The organism is Maribacter aquivivus (genome assembly GCF_900142175.1).
Classification (GTDB): Bacteria; Bacteroidota; Bacteroidia; order Flavobacteriales; family Flavobacteriaceae; genus Maribacter; species Maribacter aquivivus.
In genome coordinates, this window is record NZ_FQZX01000001.1 from 1,566,263 (window position 1) to 1,586,513 (window position 20,251).

The 20,251-nt window shown below is 36.1% G+C and carries 14 protein-coding genes; 13 read left to right on the forward strand and 1 reads right to left on the reverse strand.

What is annotated here, in order from left to right; all coding sequences use genetic code 11:
* Positions 1 to 19: 19 nt before the first annotated feature.
* The 8 genes from BUC31_RS06565 (at position 20) to BUC31_RS06600 (ending at position 11,351) form a co-directional block, all read left to right on the forward strand.
* Positions 20 to 3,142 (forward strand): TAT-variant-translocated molybdopterin oxidoreductase, encoded by a 3,123-nt coding sequence (locus tag BUC31_RS06565; protein ID WP_073242351.1) that lies wholly within the window; start codon positions 20 to 22, stop codon positions 3,140 to 3,142.
* A 32-nt stretch (positions 3,143 to 3,174) separates the two neighbouring features.
* Complete coding sequence (gene nrfD / locus BUC31_RS06570; RefSeq protein ID WP_073242353.1) at positions 3,175 to 4,920, forward strand: NrfD/PsrC family molybdoenzyme membrane anchor subunit; 1,746 nt, start codon at positions 3,175 to 3,177, stop codon at positions 4,918 to 4,920.
* Positions 4,921 to 4,922: 2 nt separating this feature from the next.
* Entirely contained in the window at positions 4,923 to 5,453 is a 531-nt protein-coding gene (locus tag BUC31_RS06575; RefSeq protein ID WP_073242355.1) for a DUF3341 domain-containing protein, read from the forward strand.
* 2 nt (positions 5,454 to 5,455) lie between these two features.
* Positions 5,456 to 6,016: a c-type cytochrome gene (locus BUC31_RS06580; RefSeq protein ID WP_073242356.1), complete on the forward strand. Its 561-nt coding sequence runs from the start codon at positions 5,456 to 5,458 to the stop codon at positions 6,014 to 6,016.
* A 15-nt stretch (positions 6,017 to 6,031) separates the two neighbouring features.
* Positions 6,032 to 7,366, forward strand: coding sequence for a quinol:cytochrome C oxidoreductase (locus BUC31_RS06585; protein WP_073242358.1), 1,335 nt, complete (start codon positions 6,032 to 6,034; stop codon positions 7,364 to 7,366).
* A 31-nt stretch (positions 7,367 to 7,397) separates the two neighbouring features.
* Positions 7,398 to 8,501: a cytochrome c oxidase subunit II gene (locus tag BUC31_RS06590; RefSeq protein ID WP_073242360.1), complete on the forward strand. Its 1,104-nt coding sequence runs from the start codon at positions 7,398 to 7,400 to the stop codon at positions 8,499 to 8,501.
* Between the two features lie 59 nt (positions 8,502 to 8,560).
* Positions 8,561 to 10,390 (forward strand): cytochrome c oxidase subunit I, encoded by a 1,830-nt coding sequence (locus BUC31_RS06595; RefSeq protein WP_073242362.1) that lies wholly within the window; start codon positions 8,561 to 8,563, stop codon positions 10,388 to 10,390.
* 133 nt (positions 10,391 to 10,523) lie between these two features.
* Positions 10,524 to 11,351: a GIN domain-containing protein gene (locus BUC31_RS06600; RefSeq protein ID WP_073242364.1), complete on the forward strand. Its 828-nt coding sequence runs from the start codon at positions 10,524 to 10,526 to the stop codon at positions 11,349 to 11,351.
* Here BUC31_RS06600 and BUC31_RS06605 read toward each other — a convergent pair.
* Positions 11,348 to 13,615, reverse strand: coding sequence for an acyl-CoA dehydrogenase family protein (locus BUC31_RS06605; protein ID WP_073242366.1), 2,268 nt, complete (start codon positions 13,613 to 13,615; stop codon positions 11,348 to 11,350). The two genes, BUC31_RS06600 and BUC31_RS06605, sit on opposite strands and share 4 nt — an antisense overlap.
* 130 nt (positions 13,616 to 13,745) lie before the next feature.
* Between BUC31_RS06605 and ruvB the strand changes: the two genes are divergently transcribed.
* From ruvB to ruvA, 5 genes are all read left to right on the forward strand, one after another.
* A complete protein-coding gene (gene ruvB / locus BUC31_RS06610; protein WP_073242368.1) occupies positions 13,746 to 14,768 on the forward strand; it encodes a Holliday junction branch migration DNA helicase RuvB in 1,023 nt (340 codons plus the stop codon).
* Positions 14,769 to 14,770: 2 nt separating this feature from the next.
* On the forward strand, positions 14,771 to 15,691 hold the full coding sequence (gene queG, locus BUC31_RS06615; protein WP_073243796.1) for a tRNA epoxyqueuosine(34) reductase QueG: 921 nt from the start codon (positions 14,771 to 14,773) through the stop codon (positions 15,689 to 15,691).
* Positions 15,692 to 15,859: 168 nt separating this feature from the next.
* On the forward strand, positions 15,860 to 17,179 hold the full coding sequence (locus BUC31_RS06620; protein WP_073242370.1) for an MFS transporter: 1,320 nt from the start codon (positions 15,860 to 15,862) through the stop codon (positions 17,177 to 17,179).
* Positions 17,180 to 17,297: 118 nt separating this feature from the next.
* Entirely contained in the window at positions 17,298 to 19,592 is a 2,295-nt protein-coding gene (locus BUC31_RS06625) for an NADP-dependent malic enzyme (protein ID WP_073242372.1), read from the forward strand.
* A 73-nt stretch (positions 19,593 to 19,665) separates the two neighbouring features.
* Entirely contained in the window at positions 19,666 to 20,247 is a 582-nt protein-coding gene (ruvA, locus tag BUC31_RS06630; RefSeq protein ID WP_073242374.1) for a Holliday junction branch migration protein RuvA, read from the forward strand.
* Positions 20,248 to 20,251: the final 4 nt, after the last annotated feature.

Sequence of the window (20,251 nt, forward strand, 5' to 3'; positions counted from 1 at the left end):
CTAATTACAGATAATACGTATGGCATCAAACAAAAAATATTGGAAAAACGAGGCGGAGTTAAATCCTAACGATTCCATTGTTGAGGCGCTAAAGCAGAATGAATTTGTAGAGCAGATTCCTGTGGATGATTTCTTGGGTGACAAGGAAACTTTGTCCTCTACAAGTACAAATCGTAGAGATTTCTTGAAGTATGTTGGGTTTAGTACCGCAGCTGCTTCTTTAGCAGCATGTGAAGGTCCGGTTGTAAAATCGATTCCTTATGTGGTATTGCCAGAAAATATAGTTCCAGGGGTTGCTAATTACTATGCAACAACTATTGCTAACGGATTTGATTTTGCAAGCATATTAATTAAGACGCGAGAGGGTCGTCCTATAAAAGTTGAGAATAACACCTTAGCTAAAATTGGAGGTTCTGCTAATGCGAGAATTCAGGGTTCTGTTCTTTCTTTGTACGATAGTACTAGATTGCAAGGACCGTTGGCAAATGGCGAGCCTGTTGAATGGGATGTGTTGAATGCAGCGGTAAAAGCTAAAATGGCCGGACTTAAAGGTTCTGCTAAAAAAATAGCTGTACTTACGCAAACATATGCTAGTCCGTCAACGGATCGTTTAATGTCAGATTTAGTTGCGGCTAATGAAAATGTTGTTCATGTTACTTATGACGCAATTTCAGAAGATGCAGCGTTAACTGCTTTTGAAAATAAATATGGAGAGCGTGCTTTAGCGGATTATGATTTCGAAAAAGCTGGACTTATTGTTTCTTTTGGAGCGGATTTTATTGCTGATTGGCAAGGTGGTGGATATGATGCCGGTTATTCTAGGGGTCGTGTACCAAAGAATGGTAAAATGTCAAGACATGTGCAGTTAGAGGCGAATATGTCATTAACTGGTGCTAATGCAGATAAGCGTGTGGCTATGAAGCCAAGTGTGCAAAAAGTTGTTTTGGCTAAATTATATGGAAAACTAAATGGCACTTCGGTAGGTGGTAGCACTTCTGAGTATGATGCCTTGGTTGATTCTATAGCTGTAGAAATAAAGAAAGCAGGTTCTAGTGCGGTTGTTATAACTGGTTTAGATGATATTAATGCTCAGGCGGTTGTTTTAGCTATTAACGAAATGTTAGCTAGTAAGGCATTTGATGCTGCTGCTCCTAAGTATATTAGAAAGGGTAGTGTTAAGGCTGTAAATGCTTTGATTGCCGATATGAAAGCTGGTAGAGTTGGTGCTTTGTTAATGGACGGGGTTAATCCTGTGTATTCTTTGCCTAATGCAGCAGATTTTAAAGAAGGTTTGTCTAAAGTTGACCTTACAGTTGCATTTTCAACTAATTGGAATGAAACTACCGAAGCGGTGGAGTATGTAGGGGCAACAAACCATTACTTAGAGTCTTGGGGAGATGTTCAGATTAAGAAGGGGCATTATAGTTTAATGCAGCCTACAATTAAAGAATTATTTGATACCAAGCAGTTTCAAACAGTAATTTTAGGATTACTTGGAAGCGAGCAAACGTATTACGATTATATAAAAGATACTTGGTCTTCTTCTGTTCTTAACGGGGCTAGTTGGAACCAAGCATTGCAAGATGGTGTCTTTAGTGCAGATACCATGGTAGTTGCTGCTGAAGGTGTTACGCAGAATGTGGCGCCTGTAGTAGAAGACGCTGCAGAGGTTGTTGTCAATACTTCTATGGCTTCGGCTATACGTAGTTTGGCAAATACTACTAGTGATGGTATGGAGCTTACTTTGTATTCAAAAGTAGGTATGGGTGATGGTCAGCAAGCAAGTAATCCTTGGTTGCAGGAATTCCCTGATCCAATTACAAGAGTTTCTTGGGATAACTATGTTACTATTTCTAAAGCAGATGCTGTTGAGCTAGGTGTAGAGAATGTAAATGTCGCTAATGGCGGTATGGATGGTAACTATGTGAAACTTACCGTAAATGGAGTAAGTATAGAGCAAGTTCCTGTTGTTGTTCAACCTGGTCAAGCAAAAGGTACAGTTGGTCTTTCTTTTGGTTATGGTAAGAAAGTAGGATTGAAAGAAGATATGCAGACTGGGGTAAACGCCTTTACTTTGTATGATGGTTTCAGTGCAACACAATCTGTAAGTGTAGAGAAAGTAGCAGGTAACCACGAGTTTGCTTGTATTCAATTACATAAAACCCTTATGGGTAGAGGAGATATCATAAAGGAAACAACTTTAGAGATATTCAATACTAAAAATCATTCTGAGTGGAATGAGGTTCCTATGGTTTCTTTGGATCACCAAGAGGTACCTGCAACGTCTGTTGATTTGTGGGATAGCTTTGATCGTACCATTGGGCATCATTTCAATATGTCGATCGATTTAAATGCGTGTACCGGTTGTGGTTCATGTGTTATTGCTTGCCATGCTGAGAATAATGTACCAGTAGTTGGTAAAGCTGAAGTAAGAAAGTCAAGAGATATGCACTGGTTGCGTATTGATAGGTACTATTCTTCAGAAGAAACTTTTGAAGGTGATAATGCTAAGAAAGATGGTTTTGATGGTTTATTTGGTGATGCAGGTTCTTTAGGAGGTTTTGGTGAGTTAGAAGATCCTTCTGCTAATCCTCAGGTTGCTTTTCAGCCTGTAATGTGTCAACATTGTAACCATGCGCCTTGTGAAACTGTTTGTCCTGTAGCGGCAACATCTCACGGTAGACAAGGTCAAAATCAAATGGCTTATAACAGATGTGTAGGAACAAGATATTGTGCAAACAACTGTCCGTATAAAGTGCGTAGATTTAACTGGTTCTTGTATAATAACAATGACGAGTTCGACTTCCATATGAATAACGATTTGGGTAAAATGGTATTGAACCCAGATGTAAATGTTCGTTCTAGAGGTGTTATAGAAAAATGTTCTATGTGTATTCAAAAAACACAAAAAACTATTCTTGATGCTAAGAGAGATGGGCGTATTATTGCTGACGGAGAATTCCAAACAGCTTGTTCTTCTGCATGTAGTAATGGAGCCATTGTATTTGGTGATATTAATGATGAGAAGAGTAAAGTAGCAGAATTAAAAGCGAGTGACCGTATGTACCATTTATTGGAGCATGTAGGTACTCAACCAAATGTTTTCTATCACGTTAAGGTTAGAAACACCAACGAAGCATAAACAATAGTAGAAAGTAATTATAACAAAAGTCTATGGCGTCGCATTACGAAGCACCTATACGTAAACCCCTAGTTATTGGGAACAAAGGCTACCACGATGTAACTGTGGATATTGCCGCTCCAGTAGAAGGAAGAGCAAACAAGCACTGGTGGATAGTTTTTTCCATTGCCTTAGTGGCATTTCTTTGGGGAGTAGGTTGTATTATTTATACGGTCTCTACCGGTATCGGTACTTGGGGTCTTAACAAAACTGTAAACTGGGCTTGGGATATTACCAACTTCGTTTGGTGGGTAGGTATCGGTCACGCCGGTACATTAATTTCAGCAGTACTATTGTTATTCCGTCAGAAATGGAGAATGGCTATTAACCGTTCTGCAGAGGCAATGACAATTTTCTCTGTTGTTCAAGCAGGTTTGTTTCCAATTATTCACATGGGTCGTCCTTGGTTAGCGTATTGGGTACTTCCAATTCCAAATCAATTTGGTTCATTATGGGTAAACTTTAATTCACCACTTCTTTGGGATGTATTTGCGATTTCAACGTATCTATCTGTTTCTTTAGTGTTCTGGTGGACAGGTCTTCTTCCTGATTTTGCGATGATTCGTGATAGAGCTGTTTTACCTTTTCAAAAGAAGATATATAGTTTGTTAAGTTTCGGTTGGACTGGTCGCGCTAAAGATTGGCAACGATTCGAAGAAGTGTCATTGGTTCTTGCAGGTCTTGCAACACCTTTGGTATTATCAGTACACACCATTGTATCTTTTGATTTTGCTACCTCGGTAATACCAGGTTGGCATACAACTATCTTTCCACCGTACTTCGTTGCTGGGGCAATCTTCTCTGGTTTCGCAATGGTGAACACATTATTGATTATAATGAGAAAGGTGTGTCATTTAGAAAATTACATAACTATTCAGCATATTGAATTAATGAATATCGTAATCATGCTAACAGGTTCTATTGTAGGTTGTGCCTATATTACGGAGCTATTCATGGCATGGTACTCAGGTGTTGAATACGAGCAGTATGCATTCTTGAACAGGGCAACCGGACCTTACTGGTGGGCTTACTGGTCAATGATGACTTGTAACGTATTCTCTCCACAATTCATGTGGTTCAAAAAATTAAGAACTAGTATCATGTTCTCTTTCTTTATTTCTATTGTGGTAAACATAGGAATGTGGTTCGAAAGATTCGTGATTATTGTAACTTCTTTACATAGAGATTACCTTCCATCTTCTTGGACAATGTTCTCACCAACATTTGTTGATATCGGTATCTTTATTGGTACTATAGGTTTCTTCTTTGTATTGTTCTTATTATATGCTAGAACATTCCCTGTAATTGCACAGGCAGAAGTTAAGTCTATCTTGAAAGCATCAGGTGAGAAGTATAAAACATTAAGAGACTCTGGAAAGCCAATGTATCAAATTACAAAGTTAAAAGCAGAAGTTAAGGAGCCAATTACCGATGATGTTTTAATGGGTGAAGTAGTGCCTGCGGTAGGAGATAAAATAGGGGTTTCTGATCTGTTAAGTGCAGTGGGTACATTTGATGCAACCACACAAGAAGCTGATAATTTGAAAAAAGTTAAAGGTATCGGTCCTCAAATGGAGGCTACTCTAAACGAAATAGGAATTTACACATTTGCTCAAGTAGCTAGAATGACCGAGAGTGAATACAATTTGTTAGACTCTATTACAGGTTCTTTTCCAGGAAGAGCGCAACGTGATGACTGGGCAGGGCAAGCAGCAATTTTATTAAATAACAAAAGATAAATATGGCATCTAAAGTTATACACGCTTTTTACGATGATGATGATGTGCTAATGCTTGCCGTTAAAAGGGTTAAAGCAGCAAAGCTTCATATTGAAGAGGTATATTGTCCTTTTCCTGTACACGGATTAGACAAAGCAATGGGGTTAGCTCCAACAAGATTGGCGATTACAGCTTTTTTATATGGTTGTGTTGGTATTACCGTGGCAACTCTTATGATGAATTATATCATGATAGAAGATTGGCCTCAAGATATTGGCGGTAAGCCAAGCTTTAGTTATCTTGAGAATATGCCTGCATTTGTGCCTATTATGTTCGAATTAACGGTTTTCTTTGCAGCTCACTTAATGGTTATTACTTTTTATCTAAGAAGTAGATTATGGCCTTTTAAAGAAGCTGAAAATCCTGATGTTAGAACTACGGATGATCATTTTTTAATGGAGATTGAAATCCATGACAACGAGCAAGAATTAAGAGATTTATTAATTGATACTGGTGCAGTAGAAATTAATGTTTCAGAAAAAAACAGTCATTAAATATGAACAGTTTTAAGAAATTAGCAATACTATTCGGTTTAGCAATCGTAGTGACTTCATGTCAGAGTAAAGGTTCTCGGAATTATCAGTACATGCCTAATATGTATGAGTCTGTTGGTTATGAGACTTATGGTGAGGCAGACTTATTGCCAAATCAATCAGAGGCAATGTTGCCACCTGCGAATACTATTAATAGAGGTTGGTTACCTTACGAAATTGAAAATTCACCTGAAGGGAAAGAGTTATCAAGATTACAAAGTAGTCCATTAGATTCAATAAATGTTGAAACTAACTTGGCTAAAGGTGGTCAACTATATACCATTTACTGTGCAATTTGTCACGGTGATAAAGGTGATGGTAAAGGAACACTTGTAAAAAGGGAGAAGATATTAGGAGTACCTAGTTATGCTGATCCAGTAAGAAACTTGACAGTAGGATCTACATATTATACAATTCATTATGGATTGAATTCAATGGGGTCTTATGCATCTCAAATGAATACTGAAGAGATGTGGCAAGTATCTGAGTATGTAATGACACTGAAACAAGATTTAACCAAATAATAGGTAAACAATACTATGTATACGTTTTCAAATAGACTTAAAATAGCTTCCTTCGTTCTAATGATAGTAGGTGCATTAGGAATTCTTGGAGGATTTGTTATGGCTCCTGGAACTATAGCAGAGGCGAAAGAAATGGTTGCAAGTCATGACGGAGGTCATGGTGATGCCCATGGAGTAGAGGCTGAACATGTAACGAAAGAAAATGATCATGCAGTTGCTGAAGCTCATGGAGAAGAACACGATTCTTCTCATGATCAGCATTTGTTAGATCAATTACAGAATAGACCTTGGGCGGCATTATATGTTGCAGCATTCTTCTTTTTTATGATATCATTAGGGGTGTTGGCTTTTTATGCTATACAACGTGCTGCACAGGCAGGTTGGTCTCCATTGTTATTTAGAGTAATGGAAGGGATTACTTCTTACTTGGTTCCTGGTGGAATTATCGTATTTGTGATATTGCTTCTTTCTGTACTTCATATGAACCACTTGTTTATTTGGATGGATGAAACAGTGGTTGCTCATGATGCTTTACTTCAAGGTAAAGCGGGATATTTAAATCCTACATTTTTCTTAATTAGAGCAGCTATATTTTTAGCAGGTTGGATTGGATATAGAGAATACTCTAGAAAATTATCTATTGCTCAAGATGCCTCAGATGATAATTCAAACTTTAAATTGAACTTTAGAATATCTGCTGGTTTCTTAGTATTCTATCTTATATCTGAGTCTATTATGTCTTGGGATTGGATTATGAGTGTTGAGCCACATTGGTTTAGTACATTGTTTGGATGGTACATTTTTGCTAGCATGTTCGTATCTGGTATTACTGTTATCGCGATGGTTACAATCTACTTGAAATCTAAAGGTCATTTGCCAGACGTTAATAATAGTCATATTCATGATTTGGCTAAATTCATGTTCGGTATTAGTATCTTTTGGACATACCTATGGTTCTCTCAATTCATGTTAATTTGGTATTCTAACATACCTGAAGAGGTAACGTATTACGTAACTAGAATTGCTGACTATAGATTACCTTTCTTTGGTATGGTGGCTATGAACTTCTTGTTCCCTGTTCTATTATTAATGAATAGTGATTATAAGAGAATCAATTGGTTCGTAATTTTAACAGGTATAGTAATCCTTGCAGGTCACTATATGGATATCTTTAATGCCATTATGCCATCTACAGTTGGTGATAACTGGTTTATTGGTATTCCTGAAATTGGTTCTGTATTATTTTTTGCAGGTCTATTTATATTCTGGATATTCAGAGCGATTTCAACACAACCGCTGCAACCAAAAAGAAATCCTTTTATTGAAGAAAGTAGACACTTTCATTACTAGTAATTAAGTAAGTATAACATTTATATATACAATGACGACATTATTAACTTTAGCTGTACTTGTTCTTGTAGCCATTGCCATTTGGCAATTGACTAAAATATTTGAATTATCTCAGCTTAAAACAGAACAGCACCAAATAGCAACGGATAGCGATAATAAGAATAACGGATACATGTTATTCGCATTCTTGGTATTCATCTACGGAATTACAATTTTCAGTTTCTGGAAGTACGGTAAATTTTTACTACCTGAAGCTGGTTCTGCTCATGGTGAAGAGTATGATAGCTTGATGTTAGTATCAATGGTTATTATATTTATAGTACAGACATTAACACAGGCATTATTACATTATTTCGGTTATAAGTATTCTGGTCAGAAAGGTCAGAAAGCATTGTTTTACGCTGATAATGATCGTTTAGAGTTCATCTGGACAATCATACCTGTAATTGTACTAGCCGGTCTTATACTTTGGGGATTATACACATGGACAACCATTATGGATGTTAATGATGAAGATGACCCAATTATAGTGGAGTTATATGCACAGCAATTTAACTGGACTGCTAGATATGGTGGTGGAGATAATGTTTTAGGTGGTGCTAACGTTAGAATGATCGATATAGATAAAGCAAATGTGTTAGGTTTGGATGAATCTGATACTTATGGGCATGACGATGTTATTGTTAAAGAATTGCATTTGCCGGTAGGTAGAAAAGTGAATTTTAAAATGCGTTCTCAAGATGTATTGCACTCTGCTTATATGCCTCACTTTAGAGCACAGATGAACTGTGTACCAGGTATGATTACTGAATTCTCGTTTACACCGATTTACACAACTGAAGAAATGAGAATGAATGAAGATGTAGTGGATAAGGTGAAGAGAACTAATAAACTTCGTGCAGAGAAAGCTGTTAGAACAGGAGAGGCGATTGATCCTTGGGAATTTGATTATATCTTGCTTTGTAATAAGATTTGTGGAAAATCACATTACAATATGCAGATGAAGATAATTGTAGAAACTGAAGAGGAGTACAATGAATGGATGAAAGGTCAGTCAACATTTGCTGAGACGGTAATGAAGGATGAAACTAGTCCTGCATTTAATACTGTAAGTTCAGTTTCAATAGGAGAGTAGTTTTATACTCAAGTCAACAAAGCTATAATAAGAAAATTAATATAAATAAGATTACGATTATGTCAGCAACAGCACATGCACATGTAGATGATCACGCACACGACGATCATGGACATCATCATAAAGAAACTTTTGTAACAAAGTATATCTTTAGCCAAGACCATAAAATGATTGCCAAACAATACCTTATAACGGGTGTATTGATAATGGGTTTTATTGGTATTGCAATGTCATTATTATTTAGAATGCAATTGGCGTGGCCAGGTGAGGCATTTCCAATATTTGAGGCTCTTTTAGGAAAATGGGCTCCAGGTGGAGTTATGGATGCTGATGTTTATTTAGCTTTAGTAACAATGCATGGTACTATCATGGTATTCTTTGTACTTACAGCAGGTTTAAGTGGTACGTTTAGTAACTTATTGATTCCGTTGCAAATTGGTGCTCGAGATATGGCATCTGGTTTCCTTAATATGGTATCATTCTGGTTGTTCTTTGTTTCAGCGGTTGTAATGGTTATTTCATTATTTGTTGAAGCAGGTCCGGCAGCAGCTGGATGGACAATTTATCCACCTTTAAGTGCATTACCAATGGCACAACCTGGTTCTGGTTTAGGTATGACTTTATGGTTGAGTTCAATGGCGATTTTCATTGCATCATCTCTTATTGGATCTTTGAACTACATAGTAACGGTTATAAACTTAAGAACTAAAGGAATGTCAATGACAAGATTGCCTTTAACTATATGGGCTTTCTTTGTAACAGCTATTATTGGGGTAGTTTCTTTCCCAGTTTTATTGTCTGCAGCATTATTACTGATTATGGATAGAAGTTTTGGTACTTCTTTCTTCCTTTCAGATATATTTATTCAAGGTGAGGTTTTACATTATCAAGGTGGTTCGCCAGTATTATTTGAACATTTATTCTGGTTCTTAGGACACCCGGAGGTTTATATTGTGATTTTACCAGCAATGGGATTAGTATCTGAGATTATGGCTACTAGTGCGCGTAAACCTATTTTTGGTTACCGTGCTATGATTGCTTCCATACTTGCAATTGCTTTTCTTTCAACGATTGTTTGGGGTCACCATATGTTCATTTCTGGTATGAATCCATTTTTAGGATCTGTATTTACATTTACAACTTTATTAATTGCGATACCTTCAGCGGTAAAAGCATTTAACTGGATTACAACACTCTGGAAAGGTAATTTGCAATTAAATCCTGCAATGCTATTTAGCATTGGCTTTGTATCTACATTCATAACAGGTGGTTTAACAGGTATTGTTTTAGGAGATAGTACATTGGATATAAATGTTCATGATACCTATTTCGTAATTGCTCACTTCCACTTAGTAATGGGTATCTCTGCATTATATGGTTTGTTTGCTGGTGTTTACCATTGGTTCCCTGTAATGTTCGAAGGAAAACTTTTAAATAAAAATCTAGGTTATGTGCATTTTTGGGTAACTGCGGTAGCTGCTTATGGTGTATTCTTTCCAATGCATTTTGTTGGTATGGCAGGCGTACCAAGAAGATATTATGAAAACACGGCGTTTCCAATGTTTGATGAACTAGCAGATATACAAGTATTAATGACCGTATTTGCTATTATTGCAGGTGCTGCTCAATTAGTGTTCGTTGCAAACTTTATTTATAGTGTATTCTATGGTAAGGTTGGTCCAGTTAACCCTTGGAAATCTAATACGTTAGAATGGACTGCGGAACAGAAGCATATTCATGGTAACTGGGCAGGTCCAATACCAGAGGTTCATAGATGGTCTTATGATTATAGTAAAGTTGATGAGAATGGAGAATATTACATTCCAGGTCAAGATTACATTCCTCAGCATATACCGCTACAGGAAAATGAAGAAGAAATGAGTCATTAACCTTCAATAATTTATATAAGAGCCCAACTAGTAATAGTTGGGCTTTTTTTTGCAATCTTCTTAAGATATTGCTAAGTTGTTTTATTATTACATAAAATTAAATACCTTCAATTTTTAAATAGAAGTTTAAATTATGAAAAAGTTCACCCTACTTGTTATTGTATTATTTATTTCAGTTAATGGTTTCTCTCAACGTAAACCAAAGATAAAAGGGAATAAAAATGTCATTGAAGTAAGAGAAGATTTAGAACCTTTTACAGCGATTGAATTAGTAGATGATTTGGATATCGTGATTCAGAAATCTACTACTGAAGGTTATGCTTTGGAGCTAGATGATAATTTATTGGATGTTCTTAAGTTCAAAGTAGATGATGGTGTTCTTAAAATATCATCATTCTATAATATCACATCAAAGAAGAAACTAGAAATCACTATTTTCTTTCAAGAATTAAGTAGTATAAAAATGCTCAATGGTAAAATTAGCATGAAAGATGTTATTTCTACCAATCGTCTAAGAGTACAAACTTTTGGTACTTCTAGGTTAGAATTAAACGCTACTGCAGATATTATGGATATTACAATGGAAGAAATAAGTTCTGGTGATTTTAATTTAGCAAGTGATTCATTGAATATAACCTTAAAGGATAGAATAGATGTAAAATTGTATAGTACAGGAGCCAGCAACAATATTTACATGTATAAAAATGCTTCAGCGAAAGTAGAGGGTAATGCAGATTACTTAATGGCGAAAATGTACGGTAATAGCTCTTTAAAAGCAGCTGACCTGCAAGCTAACTATGTGCTTCTAATTACTGAAGATTCGCCAGATATTGAAGTCAGAGCATTAAAAACTTTACAACTTAGTTCAAAAGGAGGTACTAGAACAAAATTATATGGTGAACCACAAATTACCATTCTAGACTTTCTAGATACCTCGCGATTAGAAAAGGAGCGAAACTAATTCGCTATAGGTGCTGTCATTAAATGATTAGGTATGCCAAAACCATCTACAAGACTATTTAAATGTGGTCTTAGCTCGGTACATAGACGTTCAACACGTTGGCGTATAGCTTTTGACTTGGTTCCACTAATGTAGCCTTGTTCTAAATACCAAGAAGCATCTTTTCTTATTTCGGAAAGTGCGTATAAAGTTCCTAATTTTTCAAATAGTTCTTTGTATTCTGGGTCAGTAATTGTGCTTGTATGCTCTATAAATGATTTATAAGCCAGTTCGGCACTATATGCCTTGCCTAGAGTCATTAAATGAGTTTGAACCTTTAAAAATGCTTGATAAGACGGAATACCTTTTTTAATATATCCCCTAATGCGCATAGCAATTGTATAGGTAAGTCTTCTTGTTCTATGCTCAAAGGCATGAACATGAAACTTTGGATTGTATAAATGGTCTTTATCTGTCTTGTTCGTGTATAGCGGATTTATGGTAGAAAGCTTATCACTTAGTTGAGAGCTTAACAATTTTAATACCGTTGAAAAGCCTGCGCTATTAAATTCAGCTTTAAAATCTGAAAGTACGCCTTTAGCTGCTAGTTGTAAGAGTACATTGTTGTCGCCTTCAAAGGTGGTGAATATATCTACATCGCCTTTTAGATCTGCAATTCTGTTTTCTAACAGATAGCCTTTTCCGCCACAGGCTTCACGACATTCTTGAATAGCATCGTTAGCATACCAGGTAATAATAGATTTAAGACCTGCCACCTGTGTTTCAACTTGTCTTTTGTCTGGTTGAGTTTCATCGCAGTAAAGCGTCATCATTTTATCTAATGTAATGTGATATACATATGCACTTGCGACCAGCGGAGTTAGACGTAATTGATGTGATGGATAATCCATCAATAAGTCTTCTTGTATTTTTACACTATCATTGAATTGTCTTCTTTTTAAAGCATGTTTGATAGCTACGGTTAGCGCATATTTGGCTCCGCCTAAACCTGCTCTCGCAACACAAATTCTACCACCTACTAAAGTACCCAGCATGGTAAAGAATCGTTTGTTCGGATTTTTAATTTCTGAATAGTATTCTCCATTACCTAAAATGGTTCCGTACTTGTTTAGTAAATTTTCTTTTGGTACTTCAACTTGATTAAACCAAATCTTCCCATTATCAACACCATTTAGACCAAGTTTATAACCGTTGTCTTCAACTCTTATACCTGGTAGTAGCTCATGCTTTTCATTTCTAAGTGGTACTAGAATCGCATGAACGCCTTCATTTTTGCCATTAATAATGAGTTGGGCAAATACAGATGCCATTTTTGAATGAATAGCATTGCCAATATATTCTTTATTGTCATTTTTTCCAGGGGTATGTATGACAATAGTTTCTGTTTTCTTATTGTAGGTTGCTGTAGTTTTTATTCCGCGAACATTAGACCCGTGTCCTGTTTCTGTCATGGCAAAGCATCCTAGTAATTCAGCTTTCCCTGTATCGGTTAAATATTTATCATGGTGTTTTTTGGTTCCCAGTTTTTGAATGCTTCCTCCGAACAAGCCAAATTGTACGCCAAATTTTATAGCTAAGCTTCCGTCTGCCCACATCATATTTTCAAAAATGGTAGCATAGCCTTCCATATCATTGGTGCCGCCATATTCTTTTGGGTACGCCATTGCGCCATATCCTTTATCCGCTAGAAATTCTACTTGTTTTAAAACATGATTTCGAAATTCTTCTTTGTTACGGTGAACTTCCCATGAAAAAATTGGGTCGTTAAGTACAGAAGATCTAAAAGAATCTATAGCTTCTGCATGTTTTCCTTTTAAGATGGAGTCTATAACTTGTGCTGAATATTGTGAAGACTTTTTTTCTAAGTCTATATGTACGTCAAATAAGTGATTGTAATGATTGGGTTGAATGCCCAAGTTTATTTCAATCTCTTTAATTTGATTATTGAACAAGATGTCATTATGATAATGCGATGCTACTTTTTGGCTGAATGCCGTTAGGGGATATGTTTCATGTTCTACCAACTTTACATTGCTATTAATAATCAATTGTTTCCAAGACTTAAATAACTCGTTTTTTGGTGGATTTTTGACATTCATCCATGCTTTAAGTTGTTTTTTATCATCGCCAGATAATGTGCTATCGTTAGAAATAGCATTCTCAATTACATTTAATTCTGATGCCGACAATAGGTCATCTGACCAGATTATATAAAAGACCGGAATATATTGTAAAACTTGTGCAGTGTAATTTTCTTTTGTCATGCCATGAAATTACAATTTTTAGTTAGATTTCTTATATGTATTTAACGCTTCATTTAGGTATTCTGATAAATTCAATTAGCTATTAGTTTCCGAGTAAAGTTATCTCGTGTTTGTCTATCTTTGTTAGTGTATGAACGAGTATTTAGACCCATCTACTGATGGTTTCTCTAATGAGGAACTAGACATTGAAAGAGCATTAAGACCCATAAATTTTGACGATTTTACAGGTCAAGAACAAGTGCTTGAAAACCTTAAGGTTTTTGTGGAAGCTGCAAATAGAAGAGGAGAGGCATTGGATCATACCTTGTTTCATGGTCCTCCCGGTTTGGGTAAAACTACGTTGGCAAATATTCTTGCAAATGAATTGGGTGTAGGGATTAAGATTACTTCAGGTCCTGTTTTGGATAAACCTGGCGATTTAGCCGGACTCTTAACCAACTTAGATGAGCGAGATGTTCTGTTCATTGATGAAATTCACAGATTAAGCCCTATTGTAGAAGAATATTTATATTCTGCAATGGAAGATTATAAGATTGATATCATGCTAGAATCTGGACCAAATGCGCGGTCTGTTCAAATAAATTTGAATCCGTTTACTTTGATTGGTGCTACCACCCGTTCTGGATTATTGACTGCGCCAATGCGTGCTCGTTTTGGTATTCAAAGTAGATTACAATATTATTCTACCGAATTGCTTTCGACTATTGTTGAACGTAGTGCAGAAATTTTACGTGTACCCATTACTCTAGATGCAGCTATAGAAATTGCCGGTAGAAGTAGGGGAACACCTAGAATATGTAATGCGCTATTAAGAAGAGTGCGTGATTTTGCAGAGATAAAAGGAAATGGTTCTATAGATATGGAAATTTCTAAATTCAGCTTAAAGGCATTAAATGTAGATGCTCATGGGTTAGATGAAATGGATAATAAAATACTGACCACGATAATTGATAAATTTAAAGGCGGACCTGTAGGTATTAGTACTTTGGCAACAGCTGTTTCCGAAAGTGCAGAAACTATTGAAGAAGTTTATGAGCCCTTTTTAATTCAGCAAGGGTTTATTATGAGAACTCCTCGTGGACGTGAAGTAACCGAATTGGCTTACAAACACTTAGGAAGAATAAAAGGAGGAATTCAACCTGGTTTATTTTGAGTATAGACATAAAATCTAAGTGGACAAATAGTATTAAAACCGAAGCCAAACGCCTCGGTTTTTTATCATGCGGCATATCCAAATCAGATTTTTTAGAAGAAGAAGCTCCTAGATTAGAAAAATGGCTTAATAAAAATATGAATGGCGAAATGAGCTATATGGCGAATCATTTCGATAAAAGGTTAGATCCGAGATTATTGGTCGAAGGTTCAAAATCGGTTATTTCTCTACTATTAAATTACTATCCAGAGGAAACACAAACTGATGATTCTTACAAGATTTCTAAATATGCCTATGGTCAGGATTATCACCATATCATCAAAACAAAATTAAGACAGTTACAAGAATTTATTACTGAGGAAATAGGTGAGGTCAATGGTCGCGCTTTTGTAGATTCTGCGCCGGTTTTAGATAAAGCTTGGGCAGCGAAAAGTGGTTTAGGGTGGATAGGTAAGAATAGCAATCTACTGACACAACAAGTAGGTTCTTTTTACTTTATAGCAGAGTTGATAGTTGATTTAGAATTAGAATATGATAATGCGGTAACAGATCATTGCGGTACCTGTACCGCTTGTATAGATGCATGCCCAACACAAGCAATTGTTGATCCTTACGTGGTAGATGGTAGTAAGTGTATTTCTTATTTTACGATTGAGTTGAAAAATGAACTTCCAAACGAAATGAAAGGCTCTTTTGATGATTGGATGTTTGGCTGTGATGTTTGCCAAGATGTTTGCCCTTGGAATCGTTTCTCGAAACCACATAAGGAACCATTATTTAACCCGAACCCAGACCTGCTTAGTATGACTAAAAAAGACTGGGAAGAAATAACTGTCGATGTCTTTCAAAAGGTGTTCAAGAAATCTGCTGTGAAGAGAACTAAGTTTGACGGACTCACAAGAAATATTGAGTTTTTGAAATAATTGAAACTTCTCAATCGTTTTCGTTGGTTTTTCTGAATAGTAATGTACTAGAACAATCTTAATTATATTATATTGGTAGTCGTTCAAAATTACATTTTCCGAAATAATACCATAGGTTTTGTGAGAATGTACTAAAATGTATCACCAATTAAATAACAGATCTCGTACATGAAATTCAATAAACCTAGTCTTAGTTTCTGGCAGATATTTAATATGAATGTTGGGTTTTTAGGAATCCAGTATAGCTTCGGATTACAGCAAACCGCTATTAATCCTATTTTCTTATACCTAGGTGCGCCAGAAGATATGCTTCCTATTTTAAATATTGCTGGTCCTGTAACAGGATTAATTGTACAGCCTATAATTGGAGCTATTTCAGATAAAACATGGTCAGAACGATGGGGTAGAAGAAAGCCTTTTTTCTTGATTGGGGCAATTTTGGGTAGTTTATGTTTATTCGCCTTCCCAACGAGTCCCGTTTTATGGTTTGCCGTTGGTTTACTTTGGATCCTTGATGTAGGTAATAATATGGCAATGGAGCCTTATAGGGCTTTTGTTGGTGATAAGCTTCCTGAGAAACAATTAAGTTTGGGTTATCAAATGCAAAGTTTGTTTGTGGGTGCAGGGATACTTTTAGCAAATGGATCTATAGTACTATTCCAATATTTATTTGGAGGTGAATCTGTTGAAGTTGCTGGAACGATACCTACTTGGTTGTACTACTCATTTTATATTGGTGCAATTCTTTCTATTACAACTATCCTTTATTCAGTTTTAAAAACTCCGGAAATTCCGCCTTCATCAGAAGAGTTGAATGCGATTAATACTGCAAAAGCTAAACCGTTAACTGAGCGTATTGCTTTGCCTTTTAAGGAAATTGCAGAATCTATAAAGAAAATGCCCAAATTCATGTGGAGAGTTGGGGCTGTATATTTATTTCAGTGGTATGCTCTATTTATTTACTGGCAATATACTACACCGCTGTTTAAATTGACAATGGGCTACTCTACAGGTGAGGCTGCTTCTCAATCTGCACAAATGAGTTTAACTTATAATATAGTTACCATGGTGGTTGCTTTGGCGTTAGTGCCTTTAACATTGAAATTTGGTGGCAAAAAAATATATGCATTAAGCTTGTTCGGTACCGCTATTTCATTATTTACTATACCGTATATCACTGATCCGATTTTGGTTCTGGTGCCAATGGTTCTTTTTGGTATTGGTTGGGCGGCAATGATGGGTATTCCTTATACTATGGTGTCAAAAGTAGTTCCGCAAGAAAGACGTGGTGTTTATATGGGTATCTTAAATATGATGATCGTAATTCCTATGGGTATTGAGACGCTGACATTCGGACCTATTTATAAATATTTGCTTGGTAACAATGCTATTAACGCCATGTTGTTTGCTGGAGCATTTTTTGCAATCTCTGGTTTTTTAGCATTACGTCTTAATGTGACAAATAAAGAGAAGGTGTCTGAATTGTAATTTTATATGCTACTTTGAGCATATAAAATAGAACAATATATTTTGTTTACATAAATACGGATCTGCTTAACGCTTTCTTACAGAATACCTTTAAATTTGTTTTTTTAAATAGAAGAGTATGAGCAATGAAAAGCTAAGAAGAGAAGCACTTATTTATCATGCAAAACCACAGCCTGGTAAGATAAAAATAGTTCCAACAAAACCATATAGTACACAACGTGATCTTGCTCTGGCTTACTCGCCTGGTGTGGCAGAGCCATGCTTAGAAATAGCAAAGGATAAAGAAAACGCATATAAATATACCTCTAAAGGTAATTTAGTTGCCATTATTTCTAATGGTACTGCTGTATTAGGATTAGGAAATATTGGTCCTGAGGCATCAAAACCTGTAATGGAAGGTAAAGGTCTTCTTTTTAAGATTTTCGCTGATATCGATGGTATTGATATTGAAGTGGATACAGAAGATGTAGATAAGTTTATTGAAACTGTAAAGATGATTGCCCCAACTTTTGGTGGAATTAATCTTGAAGATATAAAAGCCCCAGAAGCTTTTGAAATTGAACGCAGATTAAAAGAGGAGTTAGATATTCCTGTAATGCATGATGATCAACATGGTACTGCTATAATTTCTGCAGCTGCTTTATTAAATGCTTTAGAGATTTCTAATAAGAAAATGGACGATGTACGCATCGTTATCAGTGGTGCAGGTGCTGCGGCTGTTTCATGTACTAAATTGTATAAAGCATTTGGTGCAAAGGCAGAGAATATAGTAATGCTTGATAGTAAGGGTGTCATTAGAAAAGATGCTGATAACTTATCGCCAGCAAAGAAGGAATTTGCTACCGATAGAAAAATAAACACGCTTGATGAAGCTATGGTTGATGCCGATGTATTTGTTGGTTTATCTATAGCAAATGTAGTAACTCCGAATATGTTACTCTCAATGGCTGAGAACCCTATTGTCTTTGCAATGGCAAATCCGGATCCAGAGATAGCTTATGATTTAGCAGTTGCTACCAGAAAAGATATTATAATGGCAACGGGAAGATCTGATCATCCTAATCAAGTAAATAACGTGCTTGGTTTTCCGTTCATATTTAGAGGTGCTTTAGATGTTAGGGCTACTGCTATAAATGAGGCTATGAAGATGGCAGCAGTAAAAGCTTTGGCAGATTTAACAAGACAACCTGTGCCTGAGCAAGTGAATATTGCATACGGTGAAACAAGATTAACTTTTGGTAAAGAGTATATTATACCTAAGCCTTTTGATCAGCGATTAATATATGAAATACCACCTGCTGTTGCTAAAGCGGCTATGGAGAGTGGTGTAGCCAAAGCTCCGATTGATGATTGGGATAAATATAGAGAAGAGCTTATGCTTCGTTCAGGTAACGATAATAAAGTTGTTCGATTGTTGCATGGTAGAGCACGTAGTAATGCTAAAAGAATAGTATTTGCTGAAGCTGATCATTTAGATGTTTTAAAAGCGGCACAAATAGTTCATGAAGAAGGTATTGCTATTCCTATTCTTTTGGGTAGAAAAGATATTATTCTTGAATTGAAGAAAGAGTTGGAGTTCGATGCTGATTTGGTGATTATTGATCCTATCTCAAAAGAATTCGATGAACGTCATATTCGCTATGCTACAAAATATTGGGAAAGTCGTAAACGAAGCGGTGTAACTTTTTACAGTGCAAAAATAAAAATGCGTGAGCGTAATTATTTTGGTTCGATGATGGTTCTTGAAGGTGATGCAGACGGAATGATCTCTGGTTATTCAAGAGCTTATCCTACGGTAGTAAAACCAATTTTAGAAGTTATTGGTAGAGCAAGTGGAGTTAAAAAAGTGGCAACCGTAAATATTATGATTACCGATAGAGGTCCATTATTTTTAGCGGATACCTCTATTAACATAGAGCCAAATGCAGAAGAACTTGCTGATATTGCGCAAATGACAGCAAACGTTGCTTCTAATTTTGGTTTTGATCCTGTATTGGCAATGTTAAGCTATGCTAACTTTGGGTCTTCAACGCATCCTAATGCTAGAAAAGTTAAAGAAGCTGTTCATATTCTTCATGAGACCAAGCCTGATTTGGTGGTTGATGGTGAAATACAAATGGATTTTGCTTTAAACAGAGAACTTCATGAGAGTAAGTTCCCATTTTCTAAACTAGCTGGTAGAAAAGTTAACACTTTAATCTTTCCGAATTTAGAATCGGCGAATATTACCTATAAACTTTTAAAGGAGCTGAACAGTTCAGAGTCTATAGGTCCGATTATGGTCGGTTTAAGAAAAGCGGTTCATATTATGCAATTAGGTGCTAGTGTAGACGAAATAGTAAACATGGCGGCTGTTGCTGTAATTGATGCTCAAGAGCGCGAAAAGCGCAAGAAAGCTAAAGGTTCAAAATAATATTTAATTAAATAATAACTCAAATAGGGAAATTGGTAGACATACTTCTTTCCCTTTTTAATTTTAAAAAACCATGATACATCACTTAAGAGGAAAACTAGTAGAGAAGAACCCAACTCATGTTATTATCGAATGTGGTGGTGTGGGCTATTTTGTAAATATTTCTTTAAACACTTTTTCAAAGCTGCCAGAGCAAGAAAACATCTCAGTTTTTACGCACCTTCAAGTGAAGGAAGATTCTCACACGCTGTTTGGGTTTGTAGAAAAATCTGAACGTGAAATATTCCGATTATTGCTATCTGTTTCAGGTATTGGATCAAGTATAGCCAGAACCATGCTTTCATCTATGTCTCCTTCTCAGGTAAGAGATGCCATTGCTAACGGAGATGTTGCATCAATACAGGCCGTAAAAGGTATAGGAGCCAAAACCGCACAACGTGTAATTTTGGATCTTAGAGATAAGGTATTAAAAGTTTACGATATAGATGAACTTTCACTAAGTATAAACAATACAAATAAAGATGAAGCGTTATCTGCTTTAGAAGTTCTAGGCTTCGCACGTAAACAATCAGAGAGGGTTGTCGATAAAGTGCTTAGTCAAGATGCTTCTCTAAGTGTCGAGAATATAATTAAACTCGCGCTCAAAAATTTGTAATAAG

Bases quoted from the DNA above. Each gene is read 5' to 3' on its own strand.
- BUC31_RS06600 (WP_073242364.1), top strand. From the start codon at position 10,524: ATGAAAAAGTTCACCCTACTTGTTATTGTATTATTTATTTCAGTTAAT.
- BUC31_RS06620 (WP_073242370.1), top strand. From the start codon at position 15,860: ATGAAATTCAATAAACCTAGTCTTAGTTTCTGGCAGATATTTAATATG.
- nrfD (WP_073242353.1), top strand. From the start codon at position 3,175: ATGGCGTCGCATTACGAAGCACCTATACGTAAACCCCTAGTTATTGGG.
- BUC31_RS06605 (WP_073242366.1), bottom strand. From the start codon at position 13,615: ATGACAAAAGAAAATTACACTGCACAAGTTTTACAATATATTCCGGTC.
- BUC31_RS06585 (WP_073242358.1), top strand. From the start codon at position 6,032: ATGTATACGTTTTCAAATAGACTTAAAATAGCTTCCTTCGTTCTAATG.
- BUC31_RS06625 (WP_073242372.1), top strand. From the start codon at position 17,298: ATGAGCAATGAAAAGCTAAGAAGAGAAGCACTTATTTATCATGCAAAA.
- BUC31_RS06575 (WP_073242355.1), top strand. From the start codon at position 4,923: ATGGCATCTAAAGTTATACACGCTTTTTACGATGATGATGATGTGCTA.
- BUC31_RS06595 (WP_073242362.1), top strand. From the start codon at position 8,561: ATGTCAGCAACAGCACATGCACATGTAGATGATCACGCACACGACGAT.
- BUC31_RS06590 (WP_073242360.1), top strand. From the start codon at position 7,398: ATGACGACATTATTAACTTTAGCTGTACTTGTTCTTGTAGCCATTGCC.
- ruvA (WP_073242374.1), top strand. From the start codon at position 19,666: ATGATACATCACTTAAGAGGAAAACTAGTAGAGAAGAACCCAACTCAT.
- ruvB (WP_073242368.1), top strand. From the start codon at position 13,746: ATGAACGAGTATTTAGACCCATCTACTGATGGTTTCTCTAATGAGGAA.
- BUC31_RS06565 (WP_073242351.1), top strand. From the start codon at position 20: ATGGCATCAAACAAAAAATATTGGAAAAACGAGGCGGAGTTAAATCCT.
- BUC31_RS06580 (WP_073242356.1), top strand. From the start codon at position 5,456: ATGAACAGTTTTAAGAAATTAGCAATACTATTCGGTTTAGCAATCGTA.